Below are 26,931 nucleotides of genomic sequence, written 5' to 3'. Positions count from 1 at the left end.
GCCAGCTGTCCATCAGCCCGGATTACTGCTGTTTTCACGCTTCAATTGCTCTAGCCCCGAGGTCTTGAATCTTTGAAACCCTACCCTATTGGTCTCGTGTCGATCGTTATCCCGGTCTACAACGAAGAAGACAGCCTGCCTGAATTGCTGCGTCGTACGACGGCAGCTTGCAAGCAACTGGCCTACAAATACGAAATCATCCTGGTGGATGACGGTAGCCGTGACAGTTCGGCCCAGTTGCTGGAAGACGCCGCCGCCGAAGACGGCAGCAACGTAGTGGCGGTGATCCTCAACCGTAACTACGGCCAGCATGCCGCGATCATGGCCGGTTTTGAGCAGTGCCGTGGTGACGTAGTGATCACCCTCGACGCCGACCTGCAGAACCCGCCGGAAGAAATCCCGCGTTTGGTGGAGCAGGCCGCCCTCGGCTACGACGTGGTTGCGACCGTGCGCAACAACCGCCAGGACTCGGCCTTCCGCCGCTGGCCTTCGCGCCTGATCAACCTGGCCGTGCAGCGCTCCACCGGCGTGGCCATGACCGACTACGGCTGCATGCTGCGCGCCTATCGCCGCACCATCGTCGACGCGATGCTGGCCTGCCGCGAACGCAGCACCTTCATCCCGATCCTGGCCAACGGCTTTGCCCGCCACACCACGGAAATCCTGGTGCACCACGCCGAACGTGAGCACGGCGAGTCGAAATACAGCGCCATGCGCTTGATCAGCCTGATGTTCGACCTGCTGACCTGCATGACCACCACCCCGCTGCGCCTGCTGTCCATCGTCGGCTTCAGCCTGGCGGCACTGGGCATGCTGTTTGCCTTTGCGTTGATCTTCCTGCGCCTGGTCTTCGGTGCCGAATGGGCCGGTTCAGGCATGTTCGTGCTGTTTGCCGTGCTGTTCGTGTTCACCGGCGGTCAATTCATCGGCATGGGCCTCTTGGGTGAGTACTTGGGTCGCATGTACAGTGACGTGCGTGCCCGTCCACGCTTCTTTATCGAAAAGGTGTTGCGCAACCAGCCCGCAGCACCGGCTCCGGTCGTCGTGGTCGACGGCCTGGCAACTTCTCACACTTCCACTTCTCCTTCCGATCAGGTTTCGTCATGAATTCAAAAGCTGTTGTCTTTGCTTATCACGATATTGGCTGTGCAGGCATTGAAGCCCTGCTGGCCGCCGGCTACGACATTGCTGCCGTGTTCACCCATGCCGATGATCCCAAGGAAAACAACTTCTACGGTTCCGTCGCCCAGCTCTGCGCGCGCAATGGCATCCCGGTACATGCGCCGGAAGACGCCAACCACCCGCTGTGGATCGAGCGCATCGCCAAGCTGAACCCGGATTTCATCTTTTCCTTCTACTACCGCAACCTGCTGAGCGAAGCCCTGCTGGCCACCGCCAAAAAAGGTGCGTTCAACCTGCACGGCTCCCTGCTGCCTAAATATCGTGGCCGCGCCCCGGCGAACTGGGTGCTGGTAAACGGCGAAACCGAAACCGGCGTGACCCTGCACCGCATGGTCAAGCGTGCCGATGCCGGCGCGATCCTGGCCCAGCAGAAAGTCATCATCGACCGCACAGATACTGGCCTGACCCTGCACGCCAAGCTGCGTGACGCCGCTTCCAACCTGCTGCGTGATGCGCTGCCGCAACTGGCTCAAGGCAAGCTGGCTGAAACCGCCCAGGACGAAAGCCAAGCCACCTACTTCGGCCGCCGTACCGCCGCCGATGGCAAGTTGGACTGGAAAAAACCGGCTGAAGAGCTGTTCAACCTGGTTCGCGCCGTCACTCAACCTTACCCGGGGGCTTTCTGCGCCGTGGGCGAGCACAAACTGATCGTTTGGCAAGCCGAAGTGGTCAAGGGCAACGAAGGCCTGGCACCTGGCCGCGTGATCAGCGTCAACCCGCTGCGCATCGCCTGCGGTGAAGACTCCCTGGTGGTCGAGTTCGGTCAGCGTAACGCCGACGGCCTGTTCCTGGCCGGCCCTGCCCTGGCGGATGTACTGGGCTTGGTGGACGGTTCCGTTCTGCGCGGCGCCGAGTCCGGTCGCAAGCCACGCCGTACCCGCGTACTGATCCTGGGTGTGAACGGTTTCATCGGTAACCACCTGTCCGAGCGCCTGCTGCGTGACGACCGTTACGAAATCTACGGCCTGGATATCGGCTCCGACGCCATCGAGCGCCTGCGCAGCCACCCGAACTTCCACTACGTGGAAGGCGATATCAGCATCCACACCGAGTGGATCGAGTACCACATCAAGAAGTGCGACGTGGTCCTGCCGCTGGTGGCCATCGCCACGCCAATCGAATACACCCGCAACCCGCTGCGCGTATTCGAACTGGACTTCGAAGAGAACCTGAAACTGGTTCGCTACTGCGTCAAGTACAACAAGCGCGTGATCTTCCCGTCGACCTCCGAAGTCTATGGCATGTGCCAGGACCAGTACTTCGACGAAGACACCTCCAACCTGGTGGTGGGCCCTGTCAACAAGCAGCGCTGGATCTACTCGGTCTCCAAGCAACTGCTGGACCGCGTGATCTGGGCCTACGGCGACAAAGGCCTGAAATTCACCCTGTTCCGTCCGTTCAACTGGATGGGCCCGCGCCTGGACCGTCTGGATTCGGCCCGTATCGGCAGCTCCCGTGCCATCACCCAGCTGATCCTGAACCTGGTGGAAGGTACTCCAATCCGCCTGTTCGACGGTGGCGAGCAGAAGCGTTGCTTCACTGACATCGCCGACGGTATCGAAGCCCTGGCACGCATCATTGATAACGAAAACGGTGTATGCGACGGCCAGATCGTCAACATCGGCAACCCGGAAAACGAAGCCAGCATCCGTCAGCTGGGCGAAGAGCTGCTGCGTCAGTTCGAAGCTCACCCGCTGCGCAGCAACTTCCCTCCGTTCGCCGGTTTCCGCGACGTGGAGAGCAAGGCGTTCTACGGCACTGGTTACCAGGACGTGGCGCACCGCAAGCCAAGCATCGAAAACGCCAAGCGCCTGCTGAACTGGGAGCCGACCGTAGAGATGAGCGAAACCATCGGCAACACCCTGGACTTCTTCTTGAAAGAAGCCATGCTCGAAATCGCGGACAAGAAGTAATGCAGGCAGGTCTTCGCATTGACGTCGACACCTACCGTGGCACCCGTGAAGGTGTGCCGCGGTTGCTCGAGTCCCTGGATGAAGCCGGGATAAAAGCGACGTTCTTCTTCAGCGTTGGGCCGGACAACATGGGGCGCCACTTGTGGCGCCTCATCCGTCCGCAATTCCTGTGGAAGATGCTGCGTTCCAATGCGGCCGGGCTGTACGGCTGGGATATCTTGCTCGCCGGCACCGCCTGGCCGGGCAAGCCGATCGGGCGTGACCTGGGGCACTTGATGCGCCAGGCCAAGGCCGCCGGCCATGAAGTCGGCCTGCACGCGTGGGATCACCACGGCTGGCAGGCCAACACCGGGCGTTGGAGCGATGCACAGCTGGTCGAACAGATCCGCCGTGGCGTCGATACCCTGAGCGACATCCTGGGCGAGCGCGTCGATTGTTCAGCGGCCGCCGGCTGGCGTGCCGATGAACGCGTGGTGCAGGCCAAACAAGCTTTCAATTTCCGCTACAACAGTGATTGCCGGGGCACCAGCCTGTTTCGACCGACGTTGGCCGATGGCAGCGCGGGCACCCCACAAATTCCGGTAGATCTGCCGACCTTCGACGAAGTCGTCGGGCCGGTAGTGGCTGCCAAAGACTTCAACAACTTCATTCTCGACAGGTTTTCCTCGTCGAAACTGAACGTCTACACGATCCACGCAGAAGTAGAAGGGATTCTGATGGCTGATGATTTCCGCCAGTTGCTCGCCCAAGCCGGGCAGCGCGGCATCGACTTCAAACCCCTGGGCGACCTGTTGCCTGCGGATGTGACCACCCTGCCCCAGCAACAGCTGGTGCGTGGTGCGTTGAGCGGCCGAGAAGGCTGGCTCGGAGTGCAGCAGGCATGATCCGGCGCTGGGCATTGCCCCTGCTCCTGTTGGCGTTTGGCGTGTTTTACCTGCTACCGCTGGCCACTCACGGCCTGTGGATTCCCGATGAAACCCGCTATGCGCAGATCAGCCAGGAAATGTTGCTGACCGGCAAATGGGCCTCGCCGCATTTCATGGGCATTCGCTACTTCGAAAAACCTGCAGCCGGTTACTGGATGATCGCGCTGGGCCAGGCGATTTTCGGGCAGAACCTGTTCGGCGTGCGCTTTGCCTCGGCCTTGAGCACCGGGCTGAGCATCCTGCTGGTGTACCTGGTCTCTCGCCGGCTGTGGAACGACCCGCAAAAGAGCCTGATCAGCAGCGTGCTGTACATGAGCTTTGTCAGCGTGGCGCTGCTCGGCGGTTATGCCAACCTGGACCCGCAGTTCACCTTCTGGGTCAACCTGACAGGCGTTGCCCTCTGGTTCTGCTTCGACAGCACCACACGCCGTGGCCGTTTGTGGTCCTGGGCCCTGCTCGGTTTTGCCTGCGGCATGGGTTTCATGACCAAGGGTTTCCTGGCATGGCTGCTGCCGGTGCTGATCGCCCTGCCCTACGCCATCTGGCAAAAACGCCTGGGTGAACTGGTGGGTTACGGTATCGTCGCCGTGGTCGTGGCGATCGCCGTCAGCGTGCCGTGGGCCCTGGCCGTGCACCTGCAAGAGCCGGACTACTGGAACTTCTTTTTCTGGCACGAACACATCCAGCGGTTTGCCGGTGAAGATGCGCAGCATGCCGAACCTTTCTGGTACTACCTGCCGTTGATGGTGGCGTTCTCGCTGCCGTGGGTCGCGCTGCTGCCCTCTACCGTCAAGCAGGCCTGGGTGGATAAGCGCCTGCCGAAAACCGCGTTCCTGTTGCTGTGGCTGTTGATGCCCCTGGCATTCTTCAGCCTGGCCAAGGGCAAGCTGCCGTCCTACATCATGCCGTGCCTGTTGCCGCTGGCCCTGCTGATGGGCTCGACCCTGAGCGACAAGCTCAGCCAGGGCAAGGCGCGTGCATTGCGCATCAACGGTGGGTTGAACCTGGTGATCGGCGTGCTCGCCTTGCTGGCGATCAGCTGGTTCCAGTTGAAGAAGCCGATCTACGAACCCGGGCAGGAAACCCTCAGCCTGGTGCTGGTGTTTACCTTCCTGTTCGGTTGGATCGTCGCCAACCTGCTGCAAGCTGCACGGCCGTTGACGCTGTGGGCGGCGCCCGTCGTCGGCAGTTGGCTGCTGGTGGCCCTGGTCCCGGCCGCGTTGCCGCATTCAGTGGTGTATAACAAGACGCCGGACCAGTTCATCATCGATCACTTGCAGGAACTGCAACCAACCACCGCGTTGCTGAGCAATGACCTGGGCGCCGCGTCGGCCTTGTCCTGGCGCGTGTCACGCCCGGAAATCACCCTTTACAACACCGTGGGTGAAGTGAAGTACGGCCTTGCCTACCCGGACACGGCCTACCGCAAGATCGACCCCACCCAAGTCCAGCAATGGATGAGCGATGCGCGCAAGCAAGGCGCCGTGGGGGTGGTGATGCGGGTCAAGGGTGAAGACGAAGTCGCTGAAGTCGAGTTGCTGCCCAAAGACGGCAAGCGCTACGAGCAAGGCAACATCGTGATCATGATCTTCCCTCAGGTCACGCAATGATCACGTTGCTGCTATTGCTGAGCGCCTGCCTGCTCACCTGCATGGGCCAGGTCTCGCAAAAGTTTGCCGTCGAAAGCTGGCGCGACCAGCCGCAGGGCTGGGCACCGAAACTGCGTTCAGCATGGTTGTGGTCGGCGCTGTTTTGCCTGGGCCTGGGCCTGCTGGTGTGGCTGTTGGTGCTGCAACGCCTGGAGGTCGGGATTGCCTACCCCATGCTCAGCCTGAACTTCGTACTGGTTACGCTGATGGCGCACTTTGTCTTTCACGAACATATCGATGGCCGCCACTGGCTGGGTGTCGCCTTGGTCATCGCCGGCGTGGTGTTGCTGGGGCGTCAGGTATGAGCCAGGCGCGCGGTTTTGCCCTGGCCCTGGGCAGTGTCGGCCTGGTCAGCGCCGCCCAATTGGGCATGCGCTGGAGCATGACACGCCTGCCGCTGCCCGCCGAATGGCTGACGGCCTTCAACCAGAATGCTATCGATCTTGGCGCCTTGGGCGTGGTGATCCTGGCGATCATTGCCTATGCGCTGTCGATGCTCTGTTGGCTGGGGGCACTCAAAGACCTGCCCCTGGGCCGCGCCTATTCGTTGCTCAGCATCAGCTATGCGCTGGTGTACCTGTTGGCCGCCAGCCTGCCGGTGTTCAACGAACATTTTTCGCTTTCAAAAACCCTGGGGGTGGCGCTGGTCATCCTCGGTGTACTGGTTATTAACTCTCGTCGTGCTAGCAGTATTAGTCCCAGGAATGCCCCATGAAAATCAGTGTATTTGGTAGTGGTTACGTCGGTCTGGTGCAAGCCACCGTGTTGGCCGAAGTCGGTCACGATGTCATCTGCATGGACGTTGACAAGAGCAAGGTCGAATCACTCCAGAAAGGTCACGTGACGATCTTTGAACCGGGCCTGGCGGCCATGGTCAAGGAAAACCTGGAAAGCGGACGCCTGCACTTTACCTATGATGAAAAGCTCGCCGTTGAACACGGTGAAGTGCTGTTTATCGCGGTAGGCACGCCTTCGGACGAAGACGGTTCCGCCGACCTGAAATACGTACTGTCGGTCGGTGATGCGGTGTCCCGCCACCGGGTGGAGCCGGTGATCCTGGTGGAAAAGTCCACCGTTCCCGTCGGCACCGGTGACACGCTGCGCGCCCATATCGAGAAAAACCTGCAGGCTGCCGGCCGCAACCTGGCGTTCGATATCGTCTCCAACCCGGAATTCCTCAAGGAAGGTACCGCTGTTGCCGACTGCCGCCGCCCGGACCGCATCATCATCGGCTGCGAGCGAGAGGAAGTGCGTGAAGTGATGCGCGATCTGTACGCGCCGTTCAACCGCAACCACGACCGCATCATCTTCATGGACCTGCGCAGCGCCGAACTGACCAAGTACGCCGCCAACTGCATGCTGGCCACCAAAATCAGCTTCATCAACCAGATCGCCGAACTGGCCGAACACCTGGGTGCCGACATCGAAGCGGTGCGCCTGGGCATTGGTGCCGACTCGCGCATTGGTTACCACTTCATCTACCCGGGCTGCGGCTACGGCGGCTCGTGCTTCCCCAAAGATATGCGCGCCCTGATCCACAGCGCCAAGGAAGCCAACTGCTCCAGCGACCTGCTCGAAGCCGTGGAAGCCATCAACCAGCGCCAGAAGAGCAAGCTGTTCGAGCGTATCAACGCTTTCTTCAAGGGCGAGCTGAAAGGCAAGACCTTCGCGTTGTGGGGCCTGGCGTTCAAGCCCAACACCGACGACATGCGTGATGCGCCAAGCCGCGTACTGATGGAAGCACTGTGGGCCGCCGGCGCCAATGTCCGTGCGTTCGACCCGGAAGCCATGCAGGAAACCCAGCGTATTTATGGCGACGAGCCACGCCTGGCCCTGCTGGGTACTCCGGAATCGGCCTTGAGCGGCGCCGACGCGCTGATCGTCTGCACCGAGTGGCAGCAGTTCAAGGCGCCGGACTTCGAACTGATCCAGCAGCGCCTGAAAAACCCGGTGATTTTCGACGGTCGCAACCTCTACGACGGTGAGCGCCTGGCGCGCAAAGGCTTCAAATACTTCCCGATGGGCCGGGGCGACTCCTGCGAATTGCCGATCCCCCAGCAAAACTGGGTGCAACTGGCCAAGGAAGGCTGATACGTGAACAAAGCTCAGCCGCCCCTGCAGAATGCAACGATCCGTTATCAGTCGCTGGGGCTTGGGCTCCTGGCCCTGGTGCTGTTCATCGTCGGCAATTGGCACCAGGCGATCATCGGGTTTGACTCGCGCTTTGTGCTGTTTGCCCAGGAGATGCTGCGCCATGGGCCGAGCTTTTTCCCCACGACGTACGGCCAGCCCTATGCCGACTACCTGGCGACCTCGACCCTGCTGACCTGGCTGTTGTCCGTGCCGCTGGGCCAGGTCAACAGCTTCACCGCGTGGTTGCCGACGGCGGTCGCCTCAGCCTTTATCGTCATCCTGGTGTTTCGCCTGACAGCGCCCTACTCCCCGCGCTGGGGTGTGCTGAGCATTGCGATGTTGCTGCTCAGCAGTACGTTTATCAGCGAAACCCGTGCGGTCTCCCTGGACCAGATGCTCGCCGCCGTCGCACTGGCGGTGTTCTACCTGGGCTATGCGCATGATCATTTCGGCGCGGCGAAACGCCTGCACTGGCTGTTTCCATTGCTGATTCTCGGTTTTGCCATCCGCGGGCCGATCGGCCTGGTGATCCCGACCGGCGTGCTGTGCAGCTATTACCTGATCAACCGCCAGTGGCGGCAACTGTTCAGCTTTGGCTTGTTGGCACTGGCACTGCTGGGCGCCTGTGTGGGGCTGCTGTTGCTGCTGGCCAAGCTCAGTGGCGGCGAAGTGTTCATGCAAGATGTCATTCGCATGCAGTTCCTTGGCCGCATGGATGGCACCGAAGGCTCCAGCGGTGTGCTGTATTACTTCACCAGTTCCATGGGCAACTACGCCTTGGCCTACCCGGTGGCGCTCTTGGTGCTGTTGGCCATCGCGGCCGGTGGCCGTCGCACTCCGGATCCGGCGCTGAAACTGGTGCTGTACTGCGCGGCGGCAGGTTTGCTGGTGATGCTGGGGCTGTCGGTGCCTCAAGCCAAAAAAGCACGCTACATCCTGCCGATGTTGCCGATGGCTGCCATTATCGCTGCGTACCCGTTCCAAGTGACTCAAGGGCGACTTTTCGCCTGGTTACGCGGTTTGATGTTGGGCATCTGGACGCTGTTGCCGACACTGTTGATCATTGGCCTGGTGGCTGCGCGCAAGCGTTACCCGGCGGAGCTGGAGAGCCTGGGCGCGATGTTTGCGCTGCTGGGCGTGCTCCAGGTGTTGGCACTACTAGCGTTGGCCAAGGCTCGTCTGCGAGCGTTCGGCCCGGCGCTGGCGGCGGTGCTGGCCATTTGGGCGACCTACATTGTGGTGGTCGAACCCTTGGAACGCTCGCTTTACGACACGCGGACCTTCAGCGTGGCGGTCAAGACCCGGATCTTGCAGCAACCCGCCCCGGTGGTACTGCATGGCCTGGGCAAAGACGCCAAAGCCATCAAGTTCATGGTCAACTTCGATTGCGACAAGGTGCCGTTGTTTACCCAGTCGCCTGCCGAGCTGGCCCTGATCCAGGCCCCAGCCTGGCTGGTGATGAGCCAGGCAGACTTCGAAAGTTTGACGGAGCCACGCCTGCGCTCCATCACGCCGACCCTCACCGGGGCGTTCGACAAGAACCCCTATGTGCTGCTGCACCTGGAGAAAATGTCGTCGCCTTAATGACGTTTCCATAGGCCCCGTAAGAAACAACGCCCACTCCATGACGAGTGGGCGTTTTTCATCATGCCCACCAAGAAAACACCTACGGTGCTTTGCGTAACGGCTGCGGCACCGTCCCTTCCGGCGGCTGGATCCCCTATGTAGACTCGCTTGCCAAGTGCGTTAACTATCTACCACCCCTGCCGTGCAGGCATATGGGTTGGAGCACCCCTGCATAACAACAAGGACGCTGTAGGCCACCCAACAGACGGTTGGCTACTTCATTGAGAGGACAATGCCGTGCGAGAGAATCTACTGCCTATACCGGTGCCGAGGCTGGACCGATTGATGGAGCTGCGCGACGCGTTGGTGGCGTTGAAAGGACCGTTGGCCAATGACCTGGCGCTACGGGAGGGCCTGCAAAAGCGCTTGTTCAACGAAGAGACCTACTGCCGCGTGCTGGGTGACGCCACTACCTCTGTGGCACACACATCGCGCTCGATTCGATACGACGAGGGGCTATAACTGCATTTTTTCTGCATTCAACCCTCATTAATATGCATTGGCATCATTGCATCAAGCTGGGCACACTGCACCGGTTCCTCCCCCAGATGTTGGAACGTTACAAAGGCTTTTCCGGGAAACCCGGCAGGCCTTTTTTTTTCGCCCGCTGTTTACGGACCTTTTTAAATGCTCGCTCGTTGGTTACCTGCTGCAATCCATACCCGTCCCGCTGAATGGAGCCGTGCCGCCATCGGCATGGCCTTGGGCACAATGCTCAGTGTCTGGGTGTGCGCCCAGGTCTTCGGCATGGAAGTCGCCCTGCATCTGCTAGGCCCGCTGGGGGCCTCCGCGGTGCTATTGTTTGCGGTGTCTTCGGGGGCGCTGGCCCAGCCATGGTCAATTATCGGCAGTTACTTGTGCGCCGCGGTCGTGGCGCTGCTGGTGGCTCGCGTGTTGGGACGTACGTTGGGCAGCGCCTGCCTTGCCGCAGGCATGACCGTTATCCTGATCTGCTGGCTGCGCTGCCTGCACCCGCCCGCCGGTGGCCTGGCAATGACCCTGGTTCTGGCCGACCCGGCCTCCATCGCCTTGGGCTGGCAGGCGTTGGCGCCGGTCATGCTCGGCGCGGGCGCACTGTTGACTTCGGCATTGGTCTACAACAACGCCACCCGTACGCGTTATCCCAAGGGGCTGGTCGAATCCCCCATAGTGCCGGTGAGCAGCCCTGCCCCCGTTGTCGATCCGATGATCACCGCGGCGGATTTGAAACTGGCCCTGGCCGAAATGGAGCAGTTTTACGATGTGGAACCGAGCGAGCTTGAACAACTGATCCATGCGGCGCAGAGCCATGCACGCCGGCGCAGTATCGGTGAAGTGCTTGCTCATCGCGCGGAGTGATCGCCCCTGCATAAATGCAAAAACGACCTGCACGATTCCGGGTTGTACTGGGCAAATTTGCACTGGTACGATCGCGAGACAGTTCGCCCGCGAATGTCGTGATAAAGAACAATAAAAGCAGGGAGTTAGAGATGACTGCTCAGGTTTCATCCCAAGCATGCAGCGCCGAGGACCTCCAGGATGAGGTATTGGCCGAAGTTCGCAACCATATCGGTCACCTTACGCTCAATCGCCCCGCAGGCTTGAACGCGATTACCCTCAACATGGTGCGGCGCCTGAAGGCGCAGTTGCAGGCCTGGGCCGATGACCCGCAGGTGTTTGCCGTCGTACTGCGTGGGGCCGGCGAGAAAGCCTTCTGCGCCGGGGGCGATATCCGCTCGCTGTATGACAGCTTCAAGAATGGCGACACCTTGCACCAAGACTTCTTCGTCGAGGAATACGCCCTCGACCTGGCTGTCCACCATTACCGTAAACCCGTACTCGCGCTGATGGATGGCTTTGTTCTGGGCGGCGGCATGGGCCTGGTGCAAGGCGCGGATCTGCGCGTGGTCACCGAGCGCAGCCGTCTGGCGATGCCCGAAGTGGCCATCGGTTACTTCCCTGACGTAGGCGGTAGCTATTTCCTGTCGCGCATTCCCGGTGAACTGGGGATTTACCTCGGCGTCACCGGGGTCCAGATTCGGGCGGCCGACGCCCTGTATTGCGGCTTGGCCGACTGGCACCTCGACAGCGCCCATCTGGCCGAACTCGACCAGAAGCTCGATCATCTGCAATGGCATGACTCCCCGCTCAAAGACCTGCAAGGCGTACTCGCCAGACTCGCGGTGCAACAATTGCCCGACCCGCCCTTGGCGGCCTTGCGCCCCGCCATTGACCATTTCTTCGCGTTGCCGGACGTGCCCAGCATGGTCGAGCAACTGCAGGCCGTGACCGTCGCCAATAGCCGCGAGTGGGCACTGACCACGGCCAACCTGATGCAAACCCGTTCGCCCCTGGCCATGGCCGTCACCCTGCAGATGCTGCGCCGTGGCCGTCACCTGCCGCTGGAACAGTGCTTTGCGCTGGAGCTGCACCTGGACCGGCAGTGGTTCGAGCGAGGCGACCTGATCGAAGGCGTGCGCGCCCTGATCATCGATAAAGACAAGGCGCCTCGCTGGAATCCGCCAACGCTCGACGACCTGGACAGCCGCCAGGTCGAGAGCTTCTTCCACCACTTTGCGCAGGTTGCGAAATAAGCCATGCAAGATCTTGAATACACAGAAGAACAAGTAATGATCCGAGACATGGCGCGTGACTTTGCCCGGGGCGAAATCGCCCCTCACGCCCAGGCATGGGAGAAAGCCGGCTGGATCGACGACGCGCTCGTGGCGAAAATGGGCGAACTGGGCCTGCTGGGCATGGTGGTCCCGGAAGAATGGGGCGGCACCTATGTGGACTACGTCGCCTACGCCTTGGCCGTGGAGGAAATCTCCGCCGGCGATGGCGCCACGGGCGCACTGATGAGTATCCATAATTCAGTGGGTTGCGGGCCAATCCTCAACTTCGGTACACCAGCGCAAAAAGAAACCTGGCTGCCGGCCCTGGCCAGCGGCCAGGCGATTGGCTGCTTCTGCCTGACCGAACCCCAAGCCGGTTCCGAAGCCCATAACCTGCGCACCCGTGCCGAACTGCGGGACGGCCAATGGGTGATCAGCGGCGCCAAGCAGTTCGTCAGCAACGGCAAGCGCGCCCAGTTGGCCATTGTGTTTGCCGTCACCGATCCGGAGCTGGGCAAGAAAGGTATTTCCGCATTCCTGGTGCCCACCGACACCGCCGGCTTTGTAGTCGACCGCACCGAACACAAGATGGGCATTCGCGCCTCGGACACCTGCGCCGTGACGCTCAACCAGTGCAGCGTGCCCGAGGCCAACCTGCTGGGTGAGCGCGGCAAGGGCCTGGCCATTGCCCTGTCCAACCTCGAAGGCGGGCGCATCGGCATTGCCGCTCAAGCCCTGGGCATCGCCCGTGCCGCGTTTGAGGCGGCGCTGGCCTACGCCCGCGATCGGGTGCAATTCAACCAGGCGATCATCGAGCACCAGAGCGTGGCCAACCTGTTGGCGGATATGCAGACCCAACTCAATGCCGCGCGCTTGCTGATCCTGCACGCTGCGCGTCTGCGCAGTGCCGGCAAGCCGTGCCTGTCGGAAGCTTCACAAGCCAAACTGTTCGCCTCGGAAATGGCCGAAAAGGTCTGCTCCTCGGCCATGCAGATACATGGCGGGTATGGCTACCTGGAGGATTACCCGGTGGAACGTTACTACCGGGATGCGCGGATCACGCAGATTTATGAAGGCACCAGTGAGATTCAGCGCATGGTCATTGCGCGTGAACTCAAGCACTACCCGTTCTGAATGACAACAGGGTAACGAAATGTGGGAGGGGCTTGCTCCCGATTGCAATGTCTCAGTCGAAATATCTGTGACTGATGCACTGCAATCGGGAGCAAGCCCCCTCCCACACTTTAGCGTGTTACTGGTCTTTGAACTCTGGAGTGCGTTTGCCGACGAACGCGGCCATGCCTTCCTTCTGATCCTGCGTCGCGAACGCCGCATGGAACACCCGGCGCTCGAAGCGCACGCCTTCGGACAGGCTCACTTCAAACGCACGGTTCACACTTTCCTTGACCATCATGCTGATCGGCACGGATTTGCCGGCAATCAGCGTGGCGACTTTCAGTGCTTCATCCAGCAGTTCATCGGCCGGTACGATACGCGCCACGATCCCGCAACGCTCCGCTTCCACCGCATCGATAAAGCGCCCGGTCAGGCACATTTCCATGGCCTTGGCCTTACCCACGGCCCGCGTCAGGCGCTGGGTGCCGCCCATGCCGGGCAGTACGCCGAGGTTGATTTCCGGCTGGCCGAACTTGGCGCCGTCACCGGCGAGGATAAAGTCGCACATCAACGCCAGCTCACAGCCTCCGCCGAGGGCGAAGCCGTTGACCGCAGCGATGATCGGCTTACGGCGGTTGGCCACGCGGTCACTGTCGCTGAACAGATCGTCCAGGTAGATCTGCGGGTAGGTCAGTTCGGCCATTTCCTTGATGTCGGCGCCGGCGGCAAAGGCTTTTTTCGAGCCGGTCAACACGATGCAACCGATCTGCGGGTCGGCTTCCAGGCGGTCCAGCGCGTGGTTCAGTTCGCTGACCAGTTGCGCATTCAAGGCATTCAGGGCTTGTGGGCGATTGAGGGTAATCAGCCCGACGCGGCCCTGGATTTCGAGCAAGACGGTTTCGTAAGTCATGTATCGGCTCCTTAAAGATTGCGTGAGATGACCATGCGTTGAATATCGCTGGTGCCTTCGTAAATCTGGCAGACCCGCACATCGCGGTAGATCCGCTCCAGGGGGAAGTCGTTCAGGTAACCGTAACCGCCCAAGGTTTGCAAGGCGGCCGAGCAGACTTTTTCGGCCATTTCCGAGGCGAACAGCTTGGCCATGGAGGCTTCCACCAGCGCTGGCTTGCCGCTGTCGCGCAGGGCGGCGGCGTAATGCACCATCTGCCGGGCCACGGCGATTTGCGTGGCCATATCGGCCAGGCGGAACGCCACGGCCTGATGCTCGATCAGCGCTTTGCCAAAGCTTTCACGTTCACGCGCATAGTCGCGGGCCGCCTCAAACGCGGCGCGTGCCATGCCCACCGATTGCGAGGCGATACCCACGCGGCCACCTTCGAGGTTGGCCAGGGCGATCTTGTAGCCCTCGCCCTCCTCACCCAGGCGATTGCCCACCGGCACCTTCACGTCTTCGAACAGGATCTGGCAGGTGTCGGAGGCATGCTGGCCGAGTTTGTCTTCGACCCGCGCCACCGTGTAGCCCGGTGAGTCGGTCGGCACGATGAACGCGCTGATCCCGCGCTTGCCGGCGGCCGGGTCGGTGACCGCAAACACGATCACGATGCCGGCGTTCTGCCCGGAGGTGATGAACTGCTTGCAACCGTTCAGCACATAGTGATCGCCTTCAAGGCGGGCACGGGTTTTCAGGCTGCTGGCGTCGGAGCCGGCCTGGGGCTCGGTCAATGCGAAGGCACCCAGCATCGCACCACTGGCCAGGGGCTTGAGGAACTGCTCTTTCTGCTGGTCATTGCCGAACTTGAGGATCGGCACGCACCCCACCGAGTTGTGCACGCTCATGATGGTCGAGCAGGCACCGTCACCGGCGGCGATTTCTTCCAAGGCCATGGCATAGGCCAGGTAGCCGGTGTCGCAACCGCCCCACTGCTCCGGCACCAGCATGCCGAAAAAGCCCAGCTCGGCCATTTCGCCGATGGCCTCCTTGGGAAAGCGGTGGTCGCGGTCCCACTCGGCGGCAAACGGCTTCAAGCGCTCCTGGGCAAATTGCCGGGCCGCGTCACTGATTTGCACGTGTTCTTCATTGGGCAGCATATAGCGTCCTTAATCCAGGCATTCGACGGCCATGGCCGTGGCTTCACCACCGCCGATGCAGATGGCGGCAACACCGCGCTTGAGCCCGTTCTGGCGCAAGGCCGAGAGCAGGGTCACCAGGATCCGCGCACCGGAGGCACCGATCGGATGGCCCAGGGCGCAGGCGCCGCCGTGGATGTTGACCTTGCTGTGGGGGATTTCCAGTTTGGCCATGGTGACCAGGCTGACCACCGCAAAAGCTTCGTTGATCTCGAACAGGTCGACATCATTCAGGCTCCAACCGGTCTTGCTCATCAGCTTGCGGATTGCCCCCACCGGCGCGACCGGGAACAGACCCGGCTCATCGGCGAACGCCGCATGCCCGTGAATCACCGCCAGTGGCTTGAGACCACGCTTGCGCGCTTCGGATTGGCGCATCATCAGCAAGGCTGCCGCGCCGTCGGAAATCGAGCTGGAGTTGGCCGCCGTCACCGTGCCGCCGTCGCGAAACGCCGGTTTCAAGCTGGTGATCTTGTCCAGCTTGGCTTTGGGCGGTTGTTCATCGTGCAGGACGGTTTTCTGTTCTTTGCCTACGGTGACCTGCACCGGCACGATCTCGGCGCTGAAACTGCCCCGGGTGATCGCGTCCTGGGCACGCGTCAGCGAGGCGATGGCGAAGGCGTCCTGGGCTTCACGGGTAAAGCCGTTGTGCTCGGCGCAATCCTCGGCAAAGGTGCCCATCAGGCGGCCTTTGTCATACGCGTCTTCGAGGCCGTCGAGGAACATGTGGTCGAGTACCTTGCCATGCCCCATGCGGTAGCCACTGCGCGCACGGTCCAGCAGATACGGCGCGTTGGACATGCTTTCCATACCGCCGGCGATCACCACATCGACGCTGCCGGCCACCAGCGCATCGTGGGCGAGAATGGCGGCCTCCATCCCCGAACCGCACATTTTGTTGAGGGTCGTGCAGCGGGTGGCCTTGTCCAACCCCGCGCCCAGCGCGGCCTGGCGTGCGGGTGCCTGGCCGAGGCCGGCCGGCAGCACACAGCCGAACAGCACTTCATCCACTGCATCGCCGGCAAGACCGGCACGTTCGACGGCGGCACGAATGGCGGCGCTGCCCAGTTGCGGCGCGGTCAGGCCCTTGAGGTCGCCCTGGAAACCGCCCATGGGCGTGCGTACGGCGCTGACGATGACGATCGGATCAGTCATGGAAATACTCCTTACTTGGCAGCCATGCGCAAAGCGCCGTCGAGACGGATCACCTCGCCATTGAGCATGCTGTTTTCAATGATGTGACGTACCAGCGCCGCATACTCGACCGGTTTGCCCAGGCGCGGCGGGAATGGCACGCCGGCGGCCAGGGAGTCGCGAACTTCCGGGGTCATGCCGGCCATCATCGGGGTTTCGAAAATGCCCGGGGCAATGGTCATGACCCGAATGCCGAAGCGCGCCAACTCGCGGGCGGCGGGCAAGGTCAGGCTGGCGATGGCACCCTTGGAGGCGGCATACGCCGCCTGGCCGATCTGCCCGTCAAAGGCGGCCACCGAGGCCGTGTTGATGATCACGCCACGCTCACCGTCGGCGTTCGCCTCGGTTTCAGCAATGGCCGCAGCCGCCAGGCGCAACAGGTTGAAGCTGCCGATCAGGTTGACGTTGATCACCTGGGCGAAGCTGGCCAAACCATGGGGGCCGTGCTTGCCGAGGATTTTCTCGCCACGCACTACACCGGCGCAGTTCACCAGCCCATGCAAGCCGCCAAACGCTGCGACCGTGGCTTCCACGGCGGCCTGGGCAGCGGCCTCCTGGCTGATGTCGGCCACCGCGCAACGCGCGTTATCACCCAATTGGCCGGCCTTGGCCCCAACGGCCTCGGCGTTCAGGTCGACCAGCATCACCTTGGCGCCGGCCGCGACCAGCATGTCAGCGGTCGCCGCACCGAGCCCCGAAGCACCGCCACTGACCAGGAATATCTTGTTTTCAATCTGCATTATTGTTTCCTTCAAAGTGGATCAAGCGACCCTGGAAATAGTCACTCCAGAGCCGCTCGGCAGCAATGGTCAAAGCCATCAACCTGGCTGACTGGTTTGGCCATGATTGATCGCGCTGATCGACCGGTCGGCCCAAGTGATTGGACGTCGGCGTGCGCGACTTCTACTCTGGGGGCCTGCTCCTGCGAAGAAGTCTTGCCGCAATGATCGTGCGTTCCAAACCCAATCTGCTGGGCATCCTGTTTTCCCTCAAAGGCTCGATTGCCAAGCGCATTGCCTTGCGCAGCCTGTTGGTCACCCTGCTGGCCTCGGTGATCGTGCTGGTGGAAACCCTGCACCCCGCGTACTTCTCCAGGGTCAATGCGACGCCGTTCACGTTGCTGGGGTTGTCGCTGTCGATCTTCATGAGTTTTCGCAACAACGCCTGCTATGACCGTTGGTGGGAAGGCCGCAAACAGTTGGGGCAGATGATCATTGAGGTGCGCTCGCTGATTCGTGAAACCCAGGTGCTGGGTGACAGCCGCGAGCGCAGCGACCTGTTGCGGGGTGTCTGTGGCTTTGCCCATGGGCTGATTGCGCGTTTGCGCCATGAAGATGAAGCGCGGGCGATAGCGCCATGGATGGCCGTGGACGGCAACCATCCCAACCCGCCCGACAGCCTGCTGCAAACCCTGGGGGCACGCTTTAGCGAGTTGGCCCAGCGCGGTGTGATCAGCGACTGGCGCTACACCCAATTGGAAACCCGCCTGGTCGGCTTGAGCCAGGTCCAGGCGGCCTGCGAGCGGATCAAGCACACACCGCTGCCCTTCCCCTACACGTTGCTGTTGCACCGCACCATCTACCTGTTCTGCATTCTGCTGCCGTTCGCCATGGCCGAGCCGCTGGGGTGGCTCACCCCCGTGTTCACGGCCATCGTCAGCTATACGTTCTTCGGCCTCGACGAAATCGGTGATGACCTCGAAGACCCCTTTGGCTTCGACGAAAACGACCTGCCGTGCAATGCGCTGCTGCGCACCCTGGAGCGTGAAGTCCTCGCCGCGCTGGGCGAAACCGATTTACCGCCGGCCCTGCAACCGATCGACTATGTGCTGAGCTGATACGGGTTTGACACCTGCCGTGCTCTGGCCGAAGCTGATGGCTTTGCGATAGCTGCCCGGACACCTGCATGTCAAAGTCACGCCGTTACTCCATCATCGGCCTGTGCGCCCTGTTGTTGATTGTGTCGATCACCTGGTATTTCTCCCGAACCGCTCAGGTCGCCGTGCCGCCGGCGATTGCCCATGGCTATGGCAAAGCGCTGAAGCAGGCGCATAACGGTGAGCCAGGCGCCGCACGCGTGTTGTACCAACAGCTGGGGCGGCCGGACCTCTCGCCGGAACGTCGTGCCGCCCTGCATGCGGAACTGCCCAACTACCCCAGCCCGCAAGCGCTGAAGCTCGCCGACAAGGACTTGGCCAATGAGTCGCCACTGGTACGCGAGGCGGCGATCCACAGCATCGTCGGCCTGGTGCCGACCGGCCAGCGCACTTTGCTGCTGGGCCCGGTACTTGAAGATCCCGAACAGAGTGTGCGCTTTGCCGCCGCGAACGCCTTGCTCGGCCTCTCACCCGACACCCTGGGCCTTTATTTCGGCCCGCTGCAGCAAGTGCTCGACGAATTTGTGAAATATCTCAAGGCCCAGCCCGAGACGGCCGAAGGCTGGATCCAGTTGGCGCGCCTGTACATTCACAGCGCCCTGCTGCCGGACGCGCAACATGCCCTGGAACAGGCGATGCGCCTGCAGCCGGATAACCTGCAAACCGTGGTGGCGCAAATCGAGCTGCTGGACAAGCAAGGCAAAACCGATGAGTCCCGCCAGTTGCTGGCGCGACAACTGGCCGAACACCCGGAGTCGGCCTACTTGCAACACGCCCTGGGCCTGTGGCTGTTGCACCACGGTGAGCGCCAATATGCCCTGCTCGGCTTGTCCAAGGCGGTGGAGCTGGAGCCGGACAATCAGGATTACCGCTACGACCTGGCCACCACCCTGCACGCCCAGGAGGAATTGGAGGCGGCCCAGCGCCAGCTGGAAGAGATCATTCAACGCCACCCCGCCAACCGCAAGGCGCGGGTGCTGCTGGTCAACTACTGGAAGGAAAGTGGCCAATTGCAAAACGTCCAGGTGTTGCTGGCTCAGCTTGAACAGCAAAACCCGGACGATCCTGCGTTACAGCAAGGTCTCTGACCTGACAATACAAAATTGTAAAAACAGCGACTGGCTGCACAAAAAACGCAAAACGTTGAACCGCCACGGGGCCGCTACGGTCAAGTAAATATGGCGCGCTCAAAGCGGCGCGCACCTACTTGTACGTGACCTGAGGGCACTTCTTGTCTACATCCAAAGCGCAGTTCAGTGAAAAGGCGGCCACCGGCATCGAAGGTCTTGATGACATTCTTGTCGGCGGGCTTTCGCGTAGCCACTTGTTCCTGCTGGAAGGCGAACCCGGCACCGGCAAGACCACCGTTGCCCTGCAATTCCTGCAGGCCGGTGCGAAAAACGGCGAGCGTTCGCTGTACATCACCCTTTCCGAAACCGAGCACGAATTACGCCAGGGCGCCCAATCCCATGGTTGGCAACTGGATGACAATATCCATATTTTCGAACTGACCCCACCCGAAAACCTGCTCAATGCCGAGCACCAACAGAGCCTGCTGTATTCCTCTGACTTGGAACTGGGTGAAGCCACCCGGCAGATCTTCGAGGTGGTCGAGCGTGTCAAACCGAGCCGTGTGGTGATCGACAGCCTGTCGGAGATCCGCCTACTGGCGCAAAGCTCGTTGCGTTATCGCCGGCAGATCCTGGCGATCAAGCATTACTTCGTGCGCTATGACGCCACAGTCCTGCTGCTCGACGACCTGACCACCGAGGCGCTGGACAAGACCGTGCACAGCGTGGCCCATGGGGTGATCCGCCTGGAAGAACTGACCCCGAACTATGGCGCCGAACGTCGGCGCGTGCGCGTGATGAAGTACCGTGGCCAGAAGTATCGCGGCGGTTTTCATGATTTCACCATCATGGAAGGAGGTGTGCATGTGTTTCCCCGATTGGTGGCTGCCGAGCACCGCGCCGGCTACGTGCGCGAGACCTTGACCAGCGGCATCCAGGAACTCGATGCCTTGCTCGGCGGCGGTATTGAAACCGGCTCCAGCAGCCTGATTCTCGGCCCCGCCGGTACCGGTAAGTCGCTGATCTCGTTTATTTTCGCGACAGCAGCGGTGGCCCGCGGTGAGAAGGCTGCGCTGTTTATTTTCGATGAAGAGCTGGGGCTGCTGTTCGAACGCATGCGCCAACTGAACATCGACCTGGATGCACTGCAAGCCACCGGCAACCTGATGATCGAACAGGTAGACGCCGCTGAGCTTACGCCCGGTGAGTTCTCCCACCGTGTACGGCGCTGTGTGGACGAGCATGGCATCAAGACGGTGGTGATCGACAGCCTGAACGGCTATCAGGCGGCTATGCCGGAAGAGAACGCGCTGATCCTGCACATGCATGAATTGTTGCTGTACCTCAATCGCCGAGGCGCGGCGACCTTCATGACCATCGCCCAACATGGCCTGGTTGGGGACATGCAGGCGCCAGTGGACATTACCTACCTGGCCGACACCGTTATTTTGCTGCGTTACTTCGAAGCGCTGGGCGAGGTGCGTCGGGCTATCTCGGTCATCAAGAAAAGGACCGGCACCCATGAGACGACCATTCGTGAGTACCGCATCAGCAAACAGGGCATGACCATTGGTGCCCCGCTGAACAACTTCCAAGGCGTGCTGCGCGGTATTCCCACGTATGTGGGCAGCGCCGCTCCGCTGCTGGAGGATGAGGAGCAGTGACAGGCCTTTCACCGGTCTCCGAGCGCGCGATCATTCTGGCGCCGCTGGGCCGCGACAGTACATTGGCGTTGCAGATGCTCAACGAGGCGCACTACGACGGGATTGTTGCCCACAGTCTGGGTGCCCTGTGCGAGGCGCTGGAACAAGGCGCCGGGCTGTTGATCATCGCCGCCGAAGCGCTGCGCGGAGTCGAACTGGCACCCTTGCTGGACTACCTCGCCCGGCAACCGGCGTGGTCTGACTTGCCGATTGTGCTGATGACCCACCATGGCGGTCATCAACGCAACGGCTCAGCGCACCTGGGTGAGTTGCTGGGCAACGTTACCTTCCTGGAGCGCCCCTTTCATCCGGTGACCTTGATCAGTTTGGTCAGCGCCGCCCTGCGCGGCCGGCGACGGCAGTATGAGGCGCGTGACCGGCTGATCGAGCTGAGTGCCAGCCAGCAGCGACTGCAAACGACCCTGGAGTCCCTCGAACAGCAGGTCGAAGAACGCACCGCGCAGTTACGCCATAACGAAGATGCCTTGCGGCAATCGCAGAAAATGGAAGCCGTGGGCCAATTGACGGGCGGTATCGCCCATGACTTCAACAACATGCTCACCGGCATCATCGGCAGCCTGGAGATGCTGCGCAGGCGGGTTGCGCGGGGCAAGCTGGACGACCTCGACAGCCTGATCGACCTGGGCGTCACCTCGGCCAACCGCGCAGCCAGCCTTACGCACCGCTTGCTGGCGTTTTCCCGTCGCCAGTCCCTGGACGCCAAACCGGTGCAAATCAATCAATTGGTGAGTTCCATGGGGGAGTTACTCAAGCGCAGCGTTAACGAAAGCATCTCCCTGGACATGCACCTGGCCGATGATTTGTGGACCGCCGAAGCTGACCCCAACCAATTGGAAAGTGCCCTGCTCAACCTGGTGATCAATGCGCGGGATGCCATGCCGGGGGGCGGCAGGCTGGTGGTGGAAACCAGCAATCGGCATCTCGACAGCGTGTTCACCGCCGCCTATGGCACGTTGGAGCCAGGCGACTATGTGGAGTTGAGCGTCAGCGACACGGGGTGTGGTATTCCAGAAGGTCTGATGAGCCGGGTGTTTGACCCGTTTTTCACGACCAAGCCCATCGGCCAGGGCACCGGCCTTGGGTTGTCGATGATTTACGGGTTTGCGCGTCAATCCCACGGCCATGTGACGATTCACAGTGAGGTCGATAAAGGCACGACCGTCAGCTTGTTCCTGCCACGCTTCCACGGTGAAATCACTCAGGTCGAGGCCTCCGACCCCGCACTGCTGCCGTTCGCCGGTGCCGAAGAGACCGTGTTGATTGTCGAAGATGACCCGGCGGTCCGCGTGTTGGTCAGTACGGTGCTCAAGGAACTGGGCTACGCCTATGTCGAAGCCGGGGACGCCCCTTCGGCGTTGCCGATCATTGAGTCGGAGCAACGCATCGACTTGATGATCAGCGATGTCGGCTTGCCAGGCATGAACGGCCGGCAGTTGGCCGAGATCGGGCGGCAGATAAGGCCCGAGCTCAAGGTACTGTTCATTACCGGGTATGCCGAGCATGCGGCGGTGCGCGGTGGGTTTCTTGACCCCGGGATGCAGTTGATCACCAAGCCGTTCACCTTCGATATGCTGACGGCGAAGGTACGCGAGATGATCAACGCGCGTTCCCAGGGGTAAGCCGCGCCGGGTCTAGAGTGGGGTCATAAACAGACTGGCTACGGTGTCGGAGTCGACACCTACTTTGCTCAGCGCGTCGCTGCGGTATTCACTGACATTGAGGTGCAGCACTTTGGACGTGGGGTCGGTGTTGGCATAGGGACGGGGAAATTTTTTGTTGGTGAATACGTCATTCATTGCTTTGCGCAAGCTGCCCAGCGTCGGAAAATCAGCCAAACCGTAATTGGGCTCGAAGAAGAAGTAAGTACGCTGCCCCCCTTCAACCTTGACCCCCACGACCATGGCGTGGCCTTTATCACTGACCAGGATGTATTTGGTCTGGGGAGCCGTGACCAGCTCATCAGCTATCACGTTGAAGGGTTTAGAGGGCACATTGGATATGCCATGGAATGCAGTCGGCTGGGCGAACCGGCTTTGCATGCCCGTGACCGTCTGGATAAAGCGCTTGGAAGCGGCGCTGTTCGGATTGGCCGCCGCTTTAAAGAGGTTGTCGATGAACTGCTGCCCCCTGTTCCGCTTCATCGCTTCGATCATCACATGGGACATCGCCGCACACTGGCCTTGGGATAACGGCTGTACCTGACTCAGATAGAACAATTGCGTCATCGGCGTGACCCGGCCACCCGCGCTGCGCACGGTATTATTGAACACATCTACGCCTTTCAAACCGCTCTGAACCGCTACCCGTTCCTGCTGCCGCGCCAATATTCCGAGGTTTTTGGGCGTGTGTTTTTGGCTCACAGCCAGCTTCTTGATTTGGGCCGACTTCATGCCCGCTGAATAACCGGGCACATCGGCCGGGTTGCCATTCAAGTAGCCTTCGCGAAACGCGGCGGCGTGGGCGCCGTTTTCCGCCTTGCGGGTGACGTTCTGCCATTGGGTGTCCAGGTGGGTGGTTGTCGTGGGCTTGAAATCCGCCAAGGGCCTGCCAAAGGACTTGTTGGTGGCCGGGTTGTAAGCAAACCACCTGCCGGAGCCTGCATCGAACTTGGCAATGGTCGGGTAATACCCTCCAGCGCCGGCGGCTTTAGCCGTGCCCTCGAACAGATCACTACGCTGGGACACCACATTGGCCTGCTGCGGGGTCAGGCGTACGCCTGAGTGCGTGGTTTTGCCGGAAAAACCTGTGCGTACACGCCGAACGGCGTCAGTGAGCAATTTTGAGCCCACCTTGGCGCCCGTTTTCGCACCATCGGCGAACCCCATCAGCAATGATTGCCCGAACAACTTGCGTACAGGCGTGATGGAGCTTTTGGCGGCTGCCTGGACTGTATCCTTGGCGACGCCTTTGAGGGCCCCACCTCCCGCGCGGCCAATGCCCGCAGTGGTGGCTGTCATTACGACATCGAAGATGATATCCCCTGCCGCCGCAACGTAATCACCGTTCACCAAGTTCCTGATCATCGAAACGCCAGGAAAAAACCCGATGATGCGTTGGAAGTCGGCATGCGCCTGCGCCTTTTCTTCGTCGAATGTCGTCACCGCCAGGGTGCTCTCCCGGACGTCATCAAGGTGATAGCCCTCAATGATCTCGTCCGCCAACTTCTTGCCGAGGTACTGGCTGCGGCTGCTGGAAAAAGCGTTGGCAGACGTTTTGCCGTCAGGCCGGGCTTGTTGCTGACGGGCCTCCTCTTCAGACTCGGGCACAACTCGTGTGATTTCGCGCGCGTCCTCCGTCTTCTCGTCAAATGCCTCGCCAACCACTGTGTAGGGCTCTTGCAGCCCTTCCTTGAAGGTCTCTTGCCAGTCGTCGTGGCGTTGCACCCGATTATGGCGCGGGTCGAACTCGTAATAAGTCGCCTTGCCCTCATGCTCGGTTTTTATAATCAGCTTGCCCCGCTCTTCGAGTGGCTCGGGCTGGTAGTGCCTCCATTCCTTTGTTCTCTCTCGCTCCACGATGCGCCTCGAGACACCGGGTCGATAAATCGTCAACGTCCCGCTTTCGATATTCTTCCGATCTTGCGGAGCGAGATTGGCAATCATCGTGCGGGTCACGGTACTCCAGGCTTTACTCAGCCTGGCCCGATATTCATCGAACGCGGCTTTGTGTTCCTGGCCCGGGTCGGGCAGCTCGCGCAGGCGCTTGAACACATCCGCGTCGATCCTCGGATTAGTCGAAACCCAGCCATAACTCCTGTTTTTTTTAGCCAGGTAGAAATCCAGTAGCGAGTAGCTCCCTTTGGGCTCCACGCTCAGTGCCGGCGACAGCGTATGCGCCCCCGAGGCCACACTGCTGCTGCGGATAGTCTTCTCTTCGTAGTCGATGCCCTCGCCAAATTCCTGCTTGAGGCGGGCCAGTGCGACTGAACGCTGGGTCGGGGCCGGCGTGGCCAGGACCTCGATCGCCTCGACCAGCTCATTCTGCTGGTCGCTGATAGCCTGGCGGGTCGCGCTGATCTGCTGCTCGGTGTAGGGTCCTTGGGGGCCGAGCAGGCCATGCCCCCTGCCCCATTGGATAATCGCCGGTAGCTGGGTCTGGTCCTGAATCAGTTGATCCTCTTCGCGAACCGGGTCGATCGCGTCAAACTCGACCACCTCGGTGAAGGTCATCTGCGCGCTGGCGCCCGGGCTGGTGGCTTCAATACGCGCCACGGCAGACTTGAGGCTGAGCGAGGCGAACGAGTTGAAGGTCACATACGGTGGAACACCCTTGACCTGCAGTTCCGGGGCTTTGCGGCTGAGCAGCAACATCGCGGCAATCGGTGCCGCCTCGGGCGTGGTTTTATTGGTATCCACCAGATGTTTGATCAGCTGCTGCTTGATCACCGAAACCGGCTGGCGGTAGAACTGCGGGGCCGCCAAGTCGAATCCCGCCACATATTGCTCTGCGGGCTCCTTGGGGTCTGACAGGCTGGCAGCGTCGAGCGTTACGCCCAGGGCCGTCAGCAAGACTTCTTCGGGGCTCATGTTCGCGGCCACTTCGCCCAGGCGTGCTTTAAGCTGCGCGCCTAACTGCCTGCCGACACTCGAGTTCAGGATCCACTGCATCACGGCATGGGGGTCGCCGGTATTGAGCACACTGCGCGGCACGTTTTTTACCAGGGCGCCCAGCACATCGGTGGTGCCCAATGCCGAATCCGGGTCCAGCCCCGGCAACGGCGGCTTGTTCTCGGCAATGATCCGGAAGAGCTCAGCCTGGTCTTCAATGGACAGCGGCTGTGGCCATGCCAACGCCCCGCCATAGTTACCGTAGGGGGGAGCGGGCAATGCCGGGGCGGCCAGGGCGCGGATCAGGTTGTACATCTGCTGCGGATTTTGCGGAACCTGCCAGCCGCCGGCAGCCAGCACGTCCGCCAGGGTCGCTTCCGGCTGGTCGGAAGACTGCCCATACGTTGAATCGGGATGAATCGGCATAAAGCCGTTCAACAGATAGTTGACGTTCTCGCCCCGGTAGCGCTGCAAGTGTTTGAGCAAATTGAACTGATTAATGCTGTCGCCCAGGTCGTTCTTCTGCTGTTGCAGCAACTGCGGGGATTGATATTCAAGCCTCACATATGTCTCGCCGGGCTTGAGGGTATCGAACGCCTGGTTGTGCTCGAGCTGCGTGGCCCGATCGAGTGTCTGGACACTGTAGTGAGGCAGCAGCACCTCGCCATGAAAGCGCGCAACGATAATCAGCGGCGCCGATGTGGGGCTGGTCGGAAGGTCCACGGCCGAGGGGTAGAAGGCTTTCATCGCCGCCATCACCGGCGCCAGCGCAGCCTGCCACTGCGGTGCCTGATCCTTGAGTTGAAGCCGTGTACTTTCGCCGTTGATGACCACGGTCAGGGTCTCGCCATCAACGGTGATCGGCTGAGCGGTATCAATGTTGAGCGCCTTGGCCCAGGCGAGGAACATCGGGCTGTGGGAGGCGTTGTACAACGCCTCCCACCACCCGCCGAACGCCGTCTCCTGGGGAATATCGTGAAGCATTCCGGCGCTGGACTTTTTTTCAACGGCCTGCCGGACGCCGCTGATGTACAGCTGCAACAGACGCGGTTCACCGGCCGCTACGGGCGCCGGTTCAGGCAACGATGTCGGTTCGCCCGTGGCCGCTACGGAAGTCACAGGCGTCGGAATGGCAAAGCGCTGATTCGACGAAACGGAAGACGCAAACATGGGGAGCCCTCTGACAGAAAATAAGCATCGCCCGTGACGAAGTAACGCTCATCAAGGGCATCGCTTATTGGGCACTGGCTGTCAGACGGTTCCTGTTTGGGGATCAGAAGGATGTAACGGGAC

General features: G+C 61.1%; 21 protein-coding genes. 16 read left to right on the top strand and 5 right to left on the bottom strand.

What is annotated here, in order from left to right; translation table 11 throughout:
* The first annotated feature begins 72 nt into the window (after nucleotides 1–72).
* The 12 genes from arnC to MJP36_RS16335 all read left to right on the top strand — a co-directional run bounded on the left by arnC (nucleotide 73) and on the right by MJP36_RS16335 (nucleotide 13,157).
* The gene (gene arnC / locus MJP36_RS16390; protein ID WP_198761291.1) at nucleotides 73–1,107 is read left to right on the top strand and encodes an undecaprenyl-phosphate 4-deoxy-4-formamido-L-arabinose transferase; all 1,035 of its coding nucleotides are present in this window, start codon (nucleotides 73–75) and stop codon (nucleotides 1,105–1,107) included.
* Nucleotides 1,104–3,095: a bifunctional UDP-4-amino-4-deoxy-L-arabinose formyltransferase/UDP-glucuronic acid oxidase ArnA gene (arnA, locus tag MJP36_RS16385; protein WP_060753018.1), complete on the top strand. Its 1,992-nt coding sequence runs from the start codon at nucleotides 1,104–1,106 to the stop codon at nucleotides 3,093–3,095. The genes arnC and arnA overlap by 4 nt, the downstream gene beginning before the upstream one ends.
* A complete protein-coding gene (gene arnD, locus MJP36_RS16380) occupies nucleotides 3,095–3,979 on the top strand; it encodes a 4-deoxy-4-formamido-L-arabinose-phosphoundecaprenol deformylase (protein ID WP_104993826.1) in 885 nt (294 codons plus the stop codon). The genes arnA and arnD overlap by 1 nt, the downstream gene beginning before the upstream one ends.
* Nucleotides 3,976–5,631, top strand: a complete 1,656-nt coding sequence (gene arnT, locus MJP36_RS16375) for a lipid IV(A) 4-amino-4-deoxy-L-arabinosyltransferase (protein ID WP_244383459.1) — start codon at nucleotides 3,976–3,978, stop codon at nucleotides 5,629–5,631. Before arnD ends, arnT begins: the two co-directional genes overlap by 4 nt.
* Nucleotides 5,628–5,975: a 4-amino-4-deoxy-L-arabinose-phosphoundecaprenol flippase subunit ArnE gene (arnE, locus tag MJP36_RS16370; RefSeq protein WP_090371035.1), complete on the top strand. Its 348-nt coding sequence runs from the start codon at nucleotides 5,628–5,630 to the stop codon at nucleotides 5,973–5,975. The genes arnT and arnE overlap by 4 nt, the downstream gene beginning before the upstream one ends.
* Nucleotides 5,972–6,385, top strand: a complete 414-nt coding sequence (arnF, locus tag MJP36_RS16365; RefSeq protein WP_104993828.1) for a 4-amino-4-deoxy-L-arabinose-phosphoundecaprenol flippase subunit ArnF — start codon at nucleotides 5,972–5,974, stop codon at nucleotides 6,383–6,385. The genes arnE and arnF overlap by 4 nt, the downstream gene beginning before the upstream one ends.
* Nucleotides 6,382–7,761, top strand: a complete 1,380-nt coding sequence (locus MJP36_RS16360) for a UDP-glucose dehydrogenase family protein (protein ID WP_161548038.1) — start codon at nucleotides 6,382–6,384, stop codon at nucleotides 7,759–7,761. Before arnF ends, MJP36_RS16360 begins: the two co-directional genes overlap by 4 nt.
* A 3-nt stretch (nucleotides 7,762–7,764) precedes the next feature.
* Nucleotides 7,765–9,387 carry an ArnT family glycosyltransferase gene (locus MJP36_RS16355; RefSeq protein WP_161548037.1) on the top strand — a complete coding sequence of 541 codons (1,623 nt, stop codon included), beginning with the start codon at nucleotides 7,765–7,767 and terminating at the stop codon, nucleotides 9,385–9,387.
* Between the two features lie 327 nt (nucleotides 9,388–9,714).
* The gene (locus tag MJP36_RS16350) at nucleotides 9,715–9,891 is read left to right on the top strand and encodes a type VI secretion system contractile sheath small subunit (protein ID WP_161548036.1); all 177 of its coding nucleotides are present in this window, start codon (nucleotides 9,715–9,717) and stop codon (nucleotides 9,889–9,891) included.
* A 165-nt stretch (nucleotides 9,892–10,056) separates the two neighbouring features.
* Nucleotides 10,057–10,767, top strand: coding sequence for an HPP family protein (locus MJP36_RS16345; protein WP_161548035.1), 711 nt, complete (start codon nucleotides 10,057–10,059; stop codon nucleotides 10,765–10,767).
* Nucleotides 10,768–10,898: 131 nt separating this feature from the next.
* Nucleotides 10,899–12,002, top strand: a complete 1,104-nt coding sequence (locus tag MJP36_RS16340; RefSeq protein WP_244383458.1) for an enoyl-CoA hydratase/isomerase family protein — start codon at nucleotides 10,899–10,901, stop codon at nucleotides 12,000–12,002.
* 3 nt (nucleotides 12,003–12,005) lie between these two features.
* Complete coding sequence (locus MJP36_RS16335; RefSeq protein WP_060753009.1) at nucleotides 12,006–13,157, top strand: acyl-CoA dehydrogenase family protein; 1,152 nt, start codon at nucleotides 12,006–12,008, stop codon at nucleotides 13,155–13,157.
* A gap of 118 nt (nucleotides 13,158–13,275) precedes the next feature.
* On the opposite strand, the gene MJP36_RS16330 is transcribed toward MJP36_RS16335, so the two are convergent.
* Genes MJP36_RS16330 through MJP36_RS16315 form a run of 4 tightly spaced genes read right to left on the bottom strand, consistent with a single transcriptional unit; the run spans nucleotide 13,276 to nucleotide 17,161 of the window.
* Nucleotides 13,276–14,049, bottom strand: a complete 774-nt coding sequence (locus tag MJP36_RS16330) for an enoyl-CoA hydratase (protein ID WP_060753008.1) — start codon at nucleotides 14,047–14,049, stop codon at nucleotides 13,276–13,278.
* 11 nt (nucleotides 14,050–14,060) lie between these two features.
* Nucleotides 14,061–15,188 carry an acyl-CoA dehydrogenase gene (locus MJP36_RS16325; protein ID WP_060753007.1) on the bottom strand — a complete coding sequence of 376 codons (1,128 nt, stop codon included), beginning with the start codon at nucleotides 15,186–15,188 and terminating at the stop codon, nucleotides 14,061–14,063.
* Nucleotides 15,189–15,197: 9 nt separating this feature from the next.
* The gene (locus MJP36_RS16320; protein ID WP_244383457.1) at nucleotides 15,198–16,382 is read right to left on the bottom strand and encodes an acetyl-CoA C-acyltransferase; all 1,185 of its coding nucleotides are present in this window, start codon (nucleotides 16,380–16,382) and stop codon (nucleotides 15,198–15,200) included.
* Nucleotides 16,383–16,393: 11 nt separating this feature from the next.
* A complete protein-coding gene (locus MJP36_RS16315) occupies nucleotides 16,394–17,161 on the bottom strand; it encodes an SDR family NAD(P)-dependent oxidoreductase (protein WP_244383456.1) in 768 nt (255 codons plus the stop codon).
* 203 nt (nucleotides 17,162–17,364) lie between these two features.
* Between MJP36_RS16315 and MJP36_RS16310 the strand changes: the two genes are divergently transcribed.
* The 4 genes from MJP36_RS16310 to MJP36_RS16295 all read left to right on the top strand — a co-directional run bounded on the left by MJP36_RS16310 (nucleotide 17,365) and on the right by MJP36_RS16295 (nucleotide 22,710).
* Nucleotides 17,365–18,258 carry a bestrophin family protein gene (locus tag MJP36_RS16310; RefSeq protein WP_244383455.1) on the top strand — a complete coding sequence of 298 codons (894 nt, stop codon included), beginning with the start codon at nucleotides 17,365–17,367 and terminating at the stop codon, nucleotides 18,256–18,258.
* Nucleotides 18,259–18,326: 68 nt separating this feature from the next.
* Nucleotides 18,327–19,385, top strand: a complete 1,059-nt coding sequence (locus MJP36_RS16305) for a tetratricopeptide repeat protein (protein ID WP_090371014.1) — start codon at nucleotides 18,327–18,329, stop codon at nucleotides 19,383–19,385.
* A gap of 143 nt (nucleotides 19,386–19,528) precedes the next feature.
* Nucleotides 19,529–21,031, top strand: a complete 1,503-nt coding sequence (locus MJP36_RS16300) for an ATPase domain-containing protein (protein ID WP_244383454.1) — start codon at nucleotides 19,529–19,531, stop codon at nucleotides 21,029–21,031.
* A complete protein-coding gene (locus MJP36_RS16295) occupies nucleotides 21,028–22,710 on the top strand; it encodes an ATP-binding protein (RefSeq protein WP_244383453.1) in 1,683 nt (560 codons plus the stop codon). The genes MJP36_RS16300 and MJP36_RS16295 overlap by 4 nt, the downstream gene beginning before the upstream one ends.
* A gap of 12 nt (nucleotides 22,711–22,722) precedes the next feature.
* On the opposite strand, the gene MJP36_RS16290 is transcribed toward MJP36_RS16295, so the two are convergent.
* Nucleotides 22,723–26,679, bottom strand: a complete 3,957-nt coding sequence (locus tag MJP36_RS16290) for a hypothetical protein (RefSeq protein ID WP_244383452.1) — start codon at nucleotides 26,677–26,679, stop codon at nucleotides 22,723–22,725.
* Nucleotides 26,680–26,931 lie beyond the last annotated feature (252 nt).

Source organism: Pseudomonas palleroniana (genome assembly GCF_022836895.1).
Taxonomy (GTDB): domain Bacteria; phylum Pseudomonadota; class Gammaproteobacteria; order Pseudomonadales; family Pseudomonadaceae; genus Aquipseudomonas; species Aquipseudomonas palleroniana.
This window is presented reverse-complemented; position numbering and strand designations above follow the sequence as displayed.

Bases quoted from the DNA above. Each gene is read 5' to 3' on its own strand.
- MJP36_RS16320 (WP_244383457.1), bottom strand. From the start codon at position 16,382: ATGACTGATCCGATCGTCATCGTCAGCGCCGTACGCACGCCCATGGGC.
- MJP36_RS16350 (WP_161548036.1), top strand. From the start codon at position 9,715: ATGGAGCTGCGCGACGCGTTGGTGGCGTTGAAAGGACCGTTGGCCAAT.
- arnE (WP_090371035.1), top strand. From the start codon at position 5,628: ATGATCACGTTGCTGCTATTGCTGAGCGCCTGCCTGCTCACCTGCATG.
- arnF (WP_104993828.1), top strand. From the start codon at position 5,972: ATGAGCCAGGCGCGCGGTTTTGCCCTGGCCCTGGGCAGTGTCGGCCTG.
- arnT (WP_244383459.1), top strand. From the start codon at position 3,976: ATGATCCGGCGCTGGGCATTGCCCCTGCTCCTGTTGGCGTTTGGCGTG.
- MJP36_RS16305 (WP_090371014.1), top strand. From the start codon at position 18,327: ATGTCAAAGTCACGCCGTTACTCCATCATCGGCCTGTGCGCCCTGTTG.
- MJP36_RS16330 (WP_060753008.1), bottom strand. From the start codon at position 14,049: ATGACTTACGAAACCGTCTTGCTCGAAATCCAGGGCCGCGTCGGGCTG.
- MJP36_RS16340 (WP_244383458.1), top strand. From the start codon at position 10,899: ATGACTGCTCAGGTTTCATCCCAAGCATGCAGCGCCGAGGACCTCCAG.
- MJP36_RS16310 (WP_244383455.1), top strand. From the start codon at position 17,365: ATGATCGTGCGTTCCAAACCCAATCTGCTGGGCATCCTGTTTTCCCTC.
- MJP36_RS16345 (WP_161548035.1), top strand. From the start codon at position 10,057: ATGCTCGCTCGTTGGTTACCTGCTGCAATCCATACCCGTCCCGCTGAA.
- MJP36_RS16325 (WP_060753007.1), bottom strand. From the start codon at position 15,188: ATGCTGCCCAATGAAGAACACGTGCAAATCAGTGACGCGGCCCGGCAA.
- MJP36_RS16335 (WP_060753009.1), top strand. From the start codon at position 12,006: ATGCAAGATCTTGAATACACAGAAGAACAAGTAATGATCCGAGACATG.
- MJP36_RS16360 (WP_161548038.1), top strand. From the start codon at position 6,382: ATGAAAATCAGTGTATTTGGTAGTGGTTACGTCGGTCTGGTGCAAGCC.
- MJP36_RS16315 (WP_244383456.1), bottom strand. From the start codon at position 17,161: ATGCAGATTGAAAACAAGATATTCCTGGTCAGTGGCGGTGCTTCGGGG.
- arnD (WP_104993826.1), top strand. From the start codon at position 3,095: ATGCAGGCAGGTCTTCGCATTGACGTCGACACCTACCGTGGCACCCGT.
- arnA (WP_060753018.1), top strand. From the start codon at position 1,104: ATGAATTCAAAAGCTGTTGTCTTTGCTTATCACGATATTGGCTGTGCA.